Genomic DNA, 11,199 nt, shown 5'->3' with positions numbered 1-11,199 from the left:
TAACTGCCGGAGCAACTCTAGTCCCGGGGTACGACAATTTCCCGCGCGAGGGCATTCCCGCACCTCACGGGCGATGCCTGGCACGCACCTCCCGGTGAATCCGGCGCCACCGCGCGCGCTCCTCAGCGGCCAGGCGGACGTCTCTCCGGCGCGCCTCGAACGCGACCTCCCGCTGCAGTCGCCGCCAGCTCGCGAGCCGCCGCGGCGCCAGGTCGCCGGACTCGATCGCCGCCCGCACCGCACACCCCGGCTCGTCCTCGTGGCGACAGTCACTGAACCGGCACTCAGCCGCCAGCTCCGCCACATCGGCGAACGCCTGGTCGAGCCCCTCCGACCCGTCGAGCAGCCCGACCGACCGCACACCAGGCGTGTCCAGGATCGCCCCTCCACCCGGTACAGGAATCAATGCCCGATATGTGGTCGTGTGCCGGCCTTTACCGTCCGCACGACGGATTGATTGTGTGCCCATGACCGTCGCGCCCGCGAGCGCGTTGACCAGCGTGGACTTGCCCGCGCCCGACGGACCGAGCAGGCCGAGCGTGCGCCCGGCCGCGACCAGCGGCCGCAGGCGCTCCAGGCCATCGCCGCGCGGCGCGCTCGCCGCGACAACATCCACACCAGGTGCGAAAGCCGCGATGTCCGCGGCGACAGCATCCGGGTCCGCCGCCAGATCGCTTTTTGTGAGTACGACGACAGGCTGAGCGCCGGAATCCCAGGCGAGCGCCAACAAACGCTCGATCCGCCCGACATCGGGCGTTGGATGCATGGGCTCGACGACAGCGGCCGCGTCAATGTTGGCGGCGAGCACCTGACCCGTCGAGTCCTTGTCGGATGTGCGCCGGACGATGGCGGTGCGACGAGGTAACACTGACTCGATGGTCAGCCGGTCGTCGGGCCACGCGCGCACAGCCACCCAGTCTCCGGCGCACGGCAGGTTGGCGGGATCGTGTGCGGCGGCCGCCATCACGCCTCCGCCGAGGCTGGCCCGCACCGTGCCATCGGCGCAAAGCACGGTGCAGATCCCACGGTCCGCGCGGACGACGCGGCCCGGACGATGGTGGTTGTCTAGTTTCGGATACGAGTCATCCCAACCAAGGGACGTCAGATCGAACGTCATCGGAAAACCTTTGTGAGAGAAAGGAAGCCCTATCGCTGCGGGCGGGTCGAGGCGAGGAAGCTCATTTCGGTCCTCACCTCCTCTCGGGCCTTCGTGACGCGTCTGAAGAGACAGTAAGGTCAAGCCGGGCTGGGGGGAACTGATTTCTGTAGGGTCGGGGGTGTGACCGAGCTAGCTGGCGCCCGCTCCGCGAGCGCGGATCATGCGCCCTTTGAGCCTCCCTGTAGCCGCCAGTCCCTCTGGTCGCTGTCCTTGCTGTCTTCAGGTGGCACCACCCGCTTTGTGGCGGCGGCGGGAGGCGGCGCATGACCACTGATCCGCTCGTGTTGTTGCCTCAGCTCGACCAGGCCACCGACCGGCTGCTGCGCACCGCCGCCACCCTCGGCGACGCCGCCGGACCGTCGTCACTTCCGGGCTGGACCCGAGGGCACGTGCTGACCCACCTCGCGCGCAACGCCGACGCGTACGTCAACCTGCTCAACTGGGCACGCACCGGCGTTCGCACGCCGGCGTACCCGAGCGCGGAAGCCCGCGCCGCCGACATCGAGGCCGGCGCCGGCCGTCCCCTCGCCGAGCAGGTCGAAGACGTGCGCGCGGCCGCCACCCGCTTCGCCGAGCTGGCCGCCGACATGCCCGCGTCCGCCTGGGCGGCGACCATCGAAAAGCTCGGCGGCCGCGAAGTGCCCGCGACCATCGTGGTGTGGGACCGTTTGCGCGAGGTAGAGGTGCACCACGTCGACCTCGACGCCGGATACACCACCGCCGACTGGCCCGACGCGTTCAGCCAGCACCTGCTCCGCGAGCTCCTCAATGGCTTCGGAAAGCGCCACGACGCCCCCACCCTGATCCTGCGCCCCGACGAGCTCGGCCACGACCTGTCCCTGCGCCCCGCTCCCGCCGGCGACGACGCTGGCGACGCGGCCGGCGTTCCAGTCGTCGCCGGCCCGTCACACGCCCTCGCCGGCTGGCTGTCCGGCCGTTCCGCCGGCGACAATTTGCGCGTCATCCCCGACGGCCCGCTGCCGTCCGTGCCCGCTTGGATGTGAAAATGCCCTACACCGGAGACGTCAGCCCCGGCAGCCCGCCCGACGTCCGCGAGCTTGACGCGCTCACCATCACCAAGGTGTCCGTCGGCCCGATGGACAACAACGCATACCTTCTGCGGTGCCGCGCCACCGGCGAGCAAACTCTCATCGACGCCGCCAACGAGGCGCCGCGCCTGCTTTCCTTGATTGGCGACAGTGGACTGTCCACAGTGGTAACAACACACCAGCACATGGACCATTGGGTAGCGTTGGAAGAGGTGATCGCGGCGACCGGCGCACGCTCAGTCGCCCACGCCGCCGACGCCAGCGAGCTCCCCGTACCGTCCGAGACGGTGGCCGACGGTGAAACGGTGTCGGTGGGCGACTGCACCCTGGAAGTCATCCATCTGGTCGGGCACACGCCAGGATCGATATCCTTGCTCTACCGCGACCCAACCGGCGTCCCCCACCTCTTCACCGGCGACTCCCTCTTCCCCGGGGGTCCTGGCCGGACAACAAATCCGCGGGACTTCGACTCGCTGATGACCGATCTGGAGGCGAAAGTCTTCGGGCGGTTCCCTGACGATACCTGGTTCTATCCGGGCCACGGCAGGGATTCGACCCTGGGAGCCGAGCGCGACTCGATCCCAGAGTGGCGAGCCCGCGGCTGGTGACCAGGCGTCGGGGGATCACACCCGCGCCCGCACGAGATATACTCGGCCGCAGTTCGGTATATACGGGAGATGATCAACTATGACAAAGGTGCTTGTCGATGTTGACGATGACGCCCTCGCGGAGGCGTCGGTGCTGCTTGGCACCAAGACGAAGAAGGACACCATCAACACTGCCCTACGCCAGGCGGCTAACCAGCTACGACGGGCAAAGGCCCTGGCTCGCCTCGCAGAGCTCGGAGAGACCGGCACGTTCGACGAACTGCTGGACAAGACCACATACCGCGCATGACCCCAGCCCGCTTCCTGATCGACACCAGCGCAGTGGTCCGGCTACTGCGCGATGGTGAGGTCCGTGCCCGGTGGCAGCCACAGATCACCGCTGGTGTCATGGGTATCTGTCCGATTACCGAACTCGAACTTCTGCACAGCGCTCGGTCCAAAGCCGACCGAGAGGAATGGCTTGAGCTACTTGGCGCGACCTTCACGTGGATCGCCATGCCCGACCGGGTCTTCAGCCGTGCGACCGAGGTCCAGGCCGCCATGACCGCTCGTGGCACCCACCGCTCAGCCGGTGCGGTCGATCTGCTCCTTGCCGCGACCTCTGAGCTGAATGGTCTCTCACTCGTGCACTACGACCACGACTTCGACGAAATCGTCAAGGTCACGAGCCAGCCGGCGGTATGGATTGCCCCGCCTGGCTCCATCGCCTGACCCGGTGGTTCCGATCGGTGGGGTCGGCAACACGCGCGGAGACGCCGCCAACTTCGTGTCGCTCATCAACGACGTCGAACGTAAGCTCTTCGACCGCCTCCCCGACGAGACCTGGTTCTACCCGGGCCCCGGCAAGGACTCGACCCTGGGAGCCGAGCGCCCGTCCCTCGCGGACTGGCGATCCCGCCCTCTCCCGCCGATCAAGGGCGAATGCACGTGGTTCGATCTCTTTTCCGCGTGCATTCGCCCTTGATCGATGCGGTCGCCCTTGATCGGCGGGCGCGACCGGCGGATCTTGTAGGCCTTCGGGATTCGACTTTGAGCTGCCGCGACGTCCGCCGCGGTCATTACCGTCGCTCCCGCGACCTCACCCTGCGTGCTCCCACAAACCCGCCACACCGGCCGAGCCGGTCTTGCTCAGCTTCCTATCGGAAGCTGGAGGTGTTTCCTCCGGGCAAGCAGAGCAAAGCAGCGCAGGCATCCACCCGGGGTTGGATGCGGCGTGAACTGACCTGACGGCCGTCGCGGTCGGCGCCGTCGCTCCAGGGCCGCCCGCCGTGTCCCGCAACCCGCCTTCCTGGTAGCCGGGGGCGCCCGCTGTCCCGCTGATCAAGCCGCTCGCCGTGGCAGCGCGGACGCGATCGGCCCGATCCGGAAGGTCTCTAGGCGCCCAGTAGCGCGGCTAGTGATACGACGGCGCCGGCGACGGCGAGCGGGGAGTAGAAACCGATCACCGACCAGGAGAAGTAGATCCTGGCCCTGGAGTCGACGGACCCTTGAAACTCGTCCTTGTCCATCGAGAACGATGGCACCGCACCGTCACAGACGCCCTTGTACAGGCGCCGAAAGAGCCGCTCCTCGTGCAGGTAGTACATGTCGAGCACCGAGAACGGCAGGATCACGGCGAGCCCGAGAAGCGTCAGGTACCACCGCTCGCCGAAGGACGAGAAACCGAAGACCGCGCCGGCGATGGTCAGGGTCCATCCTTTGGCGACGGTCGACGATTGCGCCAGTCGGGCGATGACGGCCTGCACGAGTTCGAGATGCTTGCGAAGGTCTTCCGGGTCGAAGTCGGCGTCGTTCCTGTTGCTGCTCATCGCTGGCCCAGCACGGCACGGAGCTTGTCCTGCGCGGCGTCGATCGCACCGTCGCCCCAGTTGGTCTTCGATGGCCAGCCGATATCCATGGCGTCTCCCCACTGCCGGGGGACGACGTGGATGTGCAGGTGCGGCACCGATTGCGTGGCCGCCTCGCCGTTTGACTGGATCACGTTAAGACCGTCTATGGGGAGCGCCCGCCGGACGGCTTCGGCGATCTCGAGCGTGGCGTCCATGAGCGCATGACCGGTGTCTCGATCGATGGACCAGATATCGGGGGCGTGCGAGTGCGGCACTACGAGGGTGTGTCCCGGAGCGACCGGGTCCAGCGGAAAGAACGCGACGATCCTGTCGGTCCGCAGCACCTCGCGAGCGGGTCCTTCGCCTGCGACGATGGCGCAGAAAACGCAGTCAGACCGTTGGCTCACCGAAGACCCGCCTTCTTGGACGTGAGGCTCTTGTATACCAGCCCACGCGCCACCGGATTGGGTCCGGCTGATGGCTGGCAGCCGGACCCCACCGATCAGCGGATCATCTGAGCTATCAGTTTGAAGACTTCCCAGTGCACATACCCAGGTTGGATGATGGATGCCACGTCCACGGCGGCGGATGCCGTTGCCAGCAGCCAAAGTGCTCCGGCCAAAAGTCACTCCCTCATGCGCGCCTAGATCACCGAAAGTGACGCACCGTCACAGAAGGTGATCGTCCATTGTGGGGCAAGCACCCCAAGCGCGGAGGAGGCTACCTCAGACAAAGAGGGATAGGACGCGAAATCGGGAGGATCGCAGCGCTAACCCTCTGTGATGATTTGGTCGCCGGCTGACTGCCAGACCATGCCGTTGTGGGTGGCGGTCATGTGGACGCCGGCCACAGGCGTCGACGTCGCTGCCGGCTGCTCCACCGTCACGGGTACACCACCGGTCGCCAGCCGCCGCGCCAGCGCCTCGATCTCGGGGCCTGGCCGCACCTTCGCTATCTGCCACATGCGTTCGCGGGCCTGTGTCAGAAGGTCCGGGATCAGGGCGCGGTACCCCGCGTGCGCCAGCCCGCGCATGGCGAGCGACAGGACCCGCTCGGTCGCGTAGTCGTGGACGAGTTGCCGCGCCTGGGTCGCCACGATGGCGTACTCACCTAGCTTGAGTCGCAGCTCAAGGAGGGCGCACAGCGCGTCGAGATGCTCGGTGCGCAGCGCGTGGCGGCGGCCGTCGGCCCAGTCGCCGGTTATGCCGGCCAACGGCTCGCCTCGCCACAGGTCGAAAGCGCGCTCGTAGGCGACGAGGGCTTCCGCGTTGTCGCCTTGCCGAGCCGCCGAGACGATACCGGCGCGGAACCGGTGGTAGTCCACCCAGGACGGATCGACCCGTAATTCGTACGCCCTCGGGCGGTGGTTGCGGATCATTTGGCGGTCGCCGCCGGCCTGGGAGAGGATTCGCCGCACGGCGCGCACATGGGTCGCGACGGTCTCGTCGGCCTTCGCGGGTGGCTCGTCGCCCCAGATGTTGTCGATGAGGGTGCCGATCCCCACCGGCCGGCCTGCGTTGAAGGCGAGGGTGGCGAGCACGCAACGCTCCGCGGATCGGCTGAGCGAGAAGACCGATCCAGCAGATGCGATCTCGACGTTTCCCAGGAGTCGAAGGTCCATTCGCAACCTCCCGCCAACAACCCCCAGTGTCGCATGGCCCACGTGTCCGGGTTCGCGTCCGGATTTCTGTCCGACCGAGGGTCGCACCCTCTCGGCATGGAATGGCTACGAGTACCGGTGGGGCGGGACGCGGCGGCGTGGCGCACGGTACCCACCGAGCGCACGGTACTGGCGGTGGTGCACACCCTCGCGTGTCTGGGATACGTGCTGGACGCGGTGGAGCTGCTGGAACCGGATCAGCGGGTCCAGGTGGTCTTCGCACAGGCGCCGGATCTCTTCGCGGGCGGCGTGCCGGAGCGACTGCGGGCCCTGGACGCGATCACGATCGGCTGGCACCAGGCCACGCACACCGACTTCGATCTCGTGCTGGCGGCCGACTCGGGCAGCGTGCACCAGCTGCACGGGCCGGTGCTGGCGCTCGGTCACGGCGTACCGAACAACAAGCTGGCGCCGCCGGCGCTTGGCGGCCCGGCCAGCAACATGGTCGTCGGCCTGAGCCCGCCCTGGCTCACCTGGTACGGGCGGGTGGTGCCGGCCGCGGTGGCACTGCCGCACCGAAACCTCCTGCCGGTTCTCGAACGGCATTGTCCACAAGCGACTCCGGTAGCGGTCGTCACCGGCGACCTGTGCCTGGACCGGCTGCGCGCAAGCCGCCCCTACCAGCACCGGTACCGGGACGCGCTCGGCGTGAAGCGCCCGCTCGTGGCGGTCACCTCGACGTGGGGGCCCGAGTCGCTCTTCGCGCGCGGCTGGGGCGTCGTGTCGGAGTTACTGCGCTCCGGCCAGTACGACGTCGCGGCCGTGCTGCATCCGGCGGCCTGGTACGGGCACGGCACCCGCCAGGTTCTCGGCTGGCTGCGAGAGCAGCGGCGTGCCGGCCTGCTGGTCGTGGAGCCGACGAGCTGGCGTGGCCTGGTCGCGGCGGCTGACGTACTCGTCGGCGACCACGGCTCCGCGACCGCGTACGCGGCGGGTGCGGGCGTGCCCGTGCTGCGTGCGGGCGGCCCGGCGACTCACACCGCGCCGGGGTCGCCGGTCGCGCTCACGCCGATGTTGGCACCCGATCGCCCCCTCGCCGCCCAGCTCCGCGAGGCGGCCGAGAAAACCAGCGATGCCACCCAAAAAGCGAGCGAGGCCAGCGAAGCCGCGAACGCGCTCACCTCCGAACCCGGCCGGGCCGCCGGACTGCTGCGCACCCACATGTACCGCCTCATGAGCCTGCGCGAGCCCGAAACCGCCTGCGCGGCCGCTCCGGTCCCACTACCGACGCTCATCAAGGAGTGAAAAGCATGGCCAGTCGCATTGTCGTCGCCGGGGTGTCGAGCCTCGCCGTACACCTGCCGGTCTCCGGGTTCCCCGTCGAGTATGAGCCGGTGGTCAGCCCGCCATGGGTCGATACCGGCCCGGGCGGCGCCGGCGCCCAGATCGCCACGATCCTCCGGTCGCTCGGCGACGACGTCGAGCTCTGCACGGTCGTCGGCGCCGACCCGGTCGGCTCCGTCCTGCGTGGACAGTTGCGCTCCGCCGGCCTGGACGGCCCGGCGGTGGTGGAGGGGCCGGCCTCGTCGCAGTGCGTCATCCTGGTCGCGCCGGACGGCAGGCGGATGGTGTACCCGCATCTCAGCGTCGTCAACACCGTCCGGTACCCGGAGGATCGTTTCGTCGAAGCGCTGGCCGGCGCGGACCTGGCTGTGCTCACGAACACCGACTTCGTCCGCGCGCTTCTGCCACCGGCGGTGCTGCGTGGCGTACCGGTGGCGGTCGACGTCAACGTGATCGCCGACCTCGACGAGCCGTACTACCAGCCGTGGCTGGACGTGGCCGACATCATCTTCTGCAGCCACGAGCGCCTGCCCTGCCCGCCCCGGCAGTGGATCGCCGAGGTGCTGACCCGCCACCCGGGCGCCGCGATGGCGGGAGTGGGCCGCGGCCCGCGCGGAAGCATGCTGGGGCTGCGGGACGGGCAGCTGGTCACCGCGGGAGCTGTCGCGCCGCTGGGTGTGCGAAACACGTCGAGCGCTGGAGACTCGCTGTTCGCGGCGTTCCTGCACGGCTGGCTGGCGACCGGCAATCCGGTCGAGGCGTTGAGTGACGCGGTCGTCTTCGCCGGCTGGCGTATCGGCCACCGGCAGCCGACGTCGGTGACCCTCTGCGCGGACGACCTGGCCGGCCTGCGGTCACGCCACCCCGTCCGGATCAGCCTCGGTTGGTGGGACGCTGGCGAGTAACCGCCGCACCGGCTCGGCCTCAGCGTCCCCCAAGTCTTCGAAAAGCCGCAGCGCCTCGACGAGCTGCGCACGGGCCTCGGCAACCGGCCCGCCGGGCCCGAGCTGCGCACGAGCCGCGCCACCCGAGCCGACCGGAGCAACAGACGAGGACAGTGCCAGCTCGCCCAGCCGCCACAACGCACCGGCGACGCCACGCGGCGAGCCGAGCCGGCGCATCTCGCCGAGCGCGGCGGTCAGCTCCTCGCGGGCTGCCGCGCTCTCGCCGAGGCCGGCCAGCGCCCGACCGGTCTCGGTGCGGATCCGGGCCGCGTTGAACGGGTCCGGGGCGGGCAGACCGGCGAACACACCGGCCGCCTCGCGCAGCCGTTCCAGCGCCGCCCGGTGGTCGCCCAGTTCATTGTGGACGGTGCCCAGGTACTTCAACGCCATGCCGGAGCGGCGGTGCTCGCCGATGTCGCGGCAGAGCCCCACCTGCCGGTCGAAGTGGGCCACCGCATCGGCGTACCGCCGCGAGGCGAACGCCACGAGCCCCAGCCCTTCGAGCGCCGCCACCACGCCGTACCGGTCGCCGATCTCGCGGCAGATCTCCGCGCTGCGCTCGAACAGCTCCCGTGCCTCGTCGACCCGGCCGGCGTCGACGTGTGCGTGCGCCCACCGCCGCAGTAGCGCCGCCTCGCGATCGGGAGCGCCGAGCCGGCGCGCGCAGTCGACCGCGATCCGGTCGACGAGCATCCGGTCGTGGTGGTGGCGCCGGAAGTGGAACAGCGCCCACATGGCGTCGGCGATCCGCCAGGCGAGTAGCGGTTCGTCGCGGGCGGCGCGTTGGATTCCGGCGATCACGTTGACGCGCTCGGCCTCCAGCCAGTCCAGGGCCTCCCGGTGACCGGCGTGCCGCACCGCGCCCGTGTCGAGTTGAGTGAAGGGGTCGGCCGGGTCGCGCCGCCGGTGCGGTGTCAGCAGCCGGTCGGCGGCCATCACGCCCGCCAGGTACCACTCCAGCGCCCGCCGCTCGATGGCCGCCGCCTCCGGATCCGCCTCGGCTCGCTGCCGGGCGTGCAACCGCACCAGGTCGTGCAGCCGGTACCGCTCCCCCGCGACCTCCGCCACGAGGCTGGCCTCGACGAGGATGTCGAGCAGGTCGCCCGCCTCCAGTTCGTCGACACCGAGCGTCGCCGCCACCACGGGCAAGCCGAACTCGGTGCCCGGGTGCACGCCGATCGCCCGGTAGCAGCGTGCGACCGGGCCGGGCAGCGCCGCGTAGGACATGTCGAAGACGCCCTGGAGGCCGCGCAGCCGCCGGTGCTCCTGCGCCAGCTCGTCCGCGATCCGCTTGACGGGCCAGCCGGGCCGGGTGGCCAGTCGCGCGCTGGCGACGGTCAGCGCGATCGGCAGGCCCGCGCACAGGCGTACCAGCGCGGCGGTGGCGGCGGAGTCGCTGGCCGCCCGGTCGGCTCCGATCGCGCGGGCGAGCAACTCGGTGGCCGCGGTGGCCGGAAGGGGCTCGACGGCGAGGAAGGCGGCGCCGTCGCTCAGCAGGCCGCCGAGGCGCCAGCGTGCGGTCACGAGCACCGCGCAGGACGCCGACGCGGGCAGCAACGGCCGCACCTGCGCGGCCGAGACGGCGTTGTCGAGCACGATCAGCAGCCGCTTGCCGGTCGTGACGGTGCGGAACAGAGCGCTCAGGTCGGCGGTGCCGGTGGGCAGCCGCTCGGCGGGCACACCGAGCGACCGCAGCGCCTGCCCGAGGACCGCGCCCGGGTTCGCCGGGCCGGCCGCGTCGAACGCGCCAAGGTCGACGTACAGGTCGCCATCCGGGTACCGGTCGCGGGCCTCGTGCGCCCAGCGAAGAGCGAGTGCTGACTTGCCGATGCCGCCGACGCCGCTGACCACCACCAGCGCGGGACCGGCGCGCGATCGCCCGACCAGTTCTTCGATCGCGGCCAGTTCAGGCTCGCGCCCGACGAAATGGGGTGGCTGCGCGGGGAGCTGGTGCGGCACCGGTGCACTCGCGAGGGTGCCGTGCAGGTGGACTCCACCGTGGACGGTGCCGGCCTGCACCACGGGACCGCCCGCGTCGCCGTCGATGATGTTGCCGCTCATGGCCCGCCACCCGAGCAAGCGCCAAAATGCACACTCATGGCCCCGGCGCGCCGCCGAACCTGATTCCGCCGTGCACGTCGCGGGCCTGCACGACCGGCCCGTGCACGGCTCCGCCGATCGTGTTGGTGACACCCCCGTCGCGTGCGGCTGTCCACAGGAGAGTCAGCTCATCTCGGAAAGCCCGATCGCGGGCGCACGCCTCGTCGAGCGCCGCCGCCAGCCTCTCGACGAGAGCCGCGTCGTCAGGCCGGGCTTCCGCCGCTTCCAGCGCCGCCGCATCCGCCGGATCCCCGCGCAACCTGCCGCGTACCGCCCGGGTCAAAGAAGCGAAGGCGGCACGGCTCGCATCCGAAATTCCCTCGGCCAGCTTGCCGGCTATCGCCGTGGCAATGGCGACCATGATCGGATCGGTCATACGTTACCTCCGGTTTCCCGAGAACCCAGTAATACACACATTTCTCGTGGGTTCCCGATTCCAATGAGATCAACATGAATGAATACACGACACAACGAACCACTATCGATTTGTTCTCGTACCGTAGTCAAGAAGTAACTCTCTGCTCAAGGGGTGGTATCTGTGATCGTGACAACGCTGTCCACAAGCG

12 protein-coding genes and 1 pseudogene are annotated in these 11,199 nt (G+C 69.6%); 7 read left to right on the top strand and 6 right to left on the bottom strand.

The window, feature by feature from the left end:
* Positions 1-64: 64 nt before the first annotated feature.
* Positions 65-1,117 (bottom strand): ribosome small subunit-dependent GTPase A, encoded by a 1,053-nt coding sequence (gene rsgA, locus QMG73_RS14550; protein WP_281895671.1) that lies wholly within the window; start codon positions 1,115-1,117, stop codon positions 65-67.
* A gap of 305 nt (positions 1,118-1,422) precedes the next feature.
* Here rsgA and QMG73_RS14545 point away from each other — a divergent pair, with 305 nt between their 5' ends.
* The 5 genes and pseudogenes from QMG73_RS14545 to QMG73_RS14525 form a co-directional block, all read left to right on the top strand.
* Positions 1,423-2,163 carry a maleylpyruvate isomerase family mycothiol-dependent enzyme gene (locus QMG73_RS14545; protein ID WP_281895668.1) on the top strand — a complete coding sequence of 247 codons (741 nt, stop codon included), beginning with the start codon at positions 1,423-1,425 and terminating at the stop codon, positions 2,161-2,163.
* Positions 2,164-2,165: 2 nt separating this feature from the next.
* Positions 2,166-2,816, top strand: coding sequence for an MBL fold metallo-hydrolase (locus QMG73_RS14540; RefSeq protein ID WP_281895666.1), 651 nt, complete (start codon positions 2,166-2,168; stop codon positions 2,814-2,816).
* Between the two features lie 79 nt (positions 2,817-2,895).
* Positions 2,896-3,105 carry a type II toxin-antitoxin system VapB family antitoxin gene (locus tag QMG73_RS14535; RefSeq protein ID WP_281895664.1) on the top strand — a complete coding sequence of 70 codons (210 nt, stop codon included), beginning with the start codon at positions 2,896-2,898 and terminating at the stop codon, positions 3,103-3,105.
* The gene (locus QMG73_RS14530) at positions 3,102-3,527 is read left to right on the top strand and encodes a PIN domain nuclease (RefSeq protein ID WP_281895663.1); all 426 of its coding nucleotides are present in this window, start codon (positions 3,102-3,104) and stop codon (positions 3,525-3,527) included. The genes QMG73_RS14535 and QMG73_RS14530 overlap by 4 nt, the downstream gene beginning before the upstream one ends.
* 16 nt (positions 3,528-3,543) lie before the next feature.
* Positions 3,544-3,714: pseudogene (locus tag QMG73_RS14525) on the top strand (MBL fold metallo-hydrolase); the annotation flags it as partial.
* Positions 3,715-4,189: 475 nt separating this feature from the next.
* Here QMG73_RS14525 and QMG73_RS14520 read toward each other — a convergent pair.
* The 3 genes from QMG73_RS14520 to QMG73_RS14510 form a co-directional block, all read right to left on the bottom strand.
* Positions 4,190-4,624 carry a hypothetical protein gene (locus QMG73_RS14520; protein WP_281895661.1) on the bottom strand — a complete coding sequence of 145 codons (435 nt, stop codon included), beginning with the start codon at positions 4,622-4,624 and terminating at the stop codon, positions 4,190-4,192.
* Positions 4,621-5,052, bottom strand: coding sequence for an HIT family protein (locus QMG73_RS14515; protein WP_281895659.1), 432 nt, complete (start codon positions 5,050-5,052; stop codon positions 4,621-4,623). The genes QMG73_RS14520 and QMG73_RS14515 overlap by 4 nt, the downstream gene beginning before the upstream one ends.
* 362 nt (positions 5,053-5,414) lie before the next feature.
* A complete protein-coding gene (locus tag QMG73_RS14510; RefSeq protein WP_281895657.1) occupies positions 5,415-6,266 on the bottom strand; it encodes an AfsR/SARP family transcriptional regulator in 852 nt (283 codons plus the stop codon).
* Positions 6,267-6,362: 96 nt separating this feature from the next.
* On the opposite strand from QMG73_RS14510, the gene QMG73_RS14505 reads away from it, so the two are divergent.
* Positions 6,363-7,550, top strand: coding sequence for a hypothetical protein (locus QMG73_RS14505; protein WP_281895655.1), 1,188 nt, complete (start codon positions 6,363-6,365; stop codon positions 7,548-7,550).
* Between the two features lie 5 nt (positions 7,551-7,555).
* Positions 7,556-8,494, top strand: a complete 939-nt coding sequence (locus QMG73_RS14500; protein ID WP_281895652.1) for a carbohydrate kinase family protein — start codon at positions 7,556-7,558, stop codon at positions 8,492-8,494.
* On the opposite strand, the gene QMG73_RS14495 is transcribed toward QMG73_RS14500, so the two are convergent.
* Positions 8,444-10,594 (bottom strand): ATP-binding protein, encoded by a 2,151-nt coding sequence (locus QMG73_RS14495; protein ID WP_281895650.1) that lies wholly within the window; start codon positions 10,592-10,594, stop codon positions 8,444-8,446. The genes QMG73_RS14500 and QMG73_RS14495 overlap by 51 nt on opposite strands.
* Positions 10,595-10,628: 34 nt before the next feature.
* Entirely contained in the window at positions 10,629-11,009 is a 381-nt protein-coding gene (locus tag QMG73_RS14490; RefSeq protein ID WP_281895647.1) for a hypothetical protein, read from the bottom strand.
* Between the last annotated feature and the right edge of the window lie 190 nt (positions 11,010-11,199).

Source organism: Phytohabitans aurantiacus (assembly GCF_027923225.1).
Classification (GTDB): domain Bacteria; phylum Actinomycetota; class Actinomycetes; order Mycobacteriales; family Micromonosporaceae; genus Phytohabitans; species Phytohabitans aurantiacus.
The sequence above is the reverse complement of the archived record's forward strand: the minus strand, read 5'-3'. Positions and strand labels throughout refer to the sequence as shown.

Coding starts and splice junctions, on each gene's coding strand:
- rsgA (WP_281895671.1), bottom strand. CDS start 1,117: ATGACGTTCGATCTGACGTCCCTTGGTTGGGATGACTCGTATCCGAAA.
- QMG73_RS14545 (WP_281895668.1), top strand. CDS start 1,423: ATGACCACTGATCCGCTCGTGTTGTTGCCTCAGCTCGACCAGGCCACC.
- QMG73_RS14540 (WP_281895666.1), top strand. CDS start 2,166: ATGCCCTACACCGGAGACGTCAGCCCCGGCAGCCCGCCCGACGTCCGC.
- QMG73_RS14535 (WP_281895664.1), top strand. CDS start 2,896: ATGACAAAGGTGCTTGTCGATGTTGACGATGACGCCCTCGCGGAGGCG.
- QMG73_RS14530 (WP_281895663.1), top strand. CDS start 3,102: ATGACCCCAGCCCGCTTCCTGATCGACACCAGCGCAGTGGTCCGGCTA.
- QMG73_RS14520 (WP_281895661.1), bottom strand. CDS start 4,624: ATGAGCAGCAACAGGAACGACGCCGACTTCGACCCGGAAGACCTTCGC.
- QMG73_RS14510 (WP_281895657.1), bottom strand. CDS start 6,266: ATGGACCTTCGACTCCTGGGAAACGTCGAGATCGCATCTGCTGGATCG.
- QMG73_RS14505 (WP_281895655.1), top strand. CDS start 6,363: ATGGAATGGCTACGAGTACCGGTGGGGCGGGACGCGGCGGCGTGGCGC.
- QMG73_RS14500 (WP_281895652.1), top strand. CDS start 7,556: ATGGCCAGTCGCATTGTCGTCGCCGGGGTGTCGAGCCTCGCCGTACAC.
- QMG73_RS14495 (WP_281895650.1), bottom strand. CDS start 10,594: ATGAGCGGCAACATCATCGACGGCGACGCGGGCGGTCCCGTGGTGCAG.
- QMG73_RS14490 (WP_281895647.1), bottom strand. CDS start 11,009: ATGACCGATCCGATCATGGTCGCCATTGCCACGGCGATAGCCGGCAAG.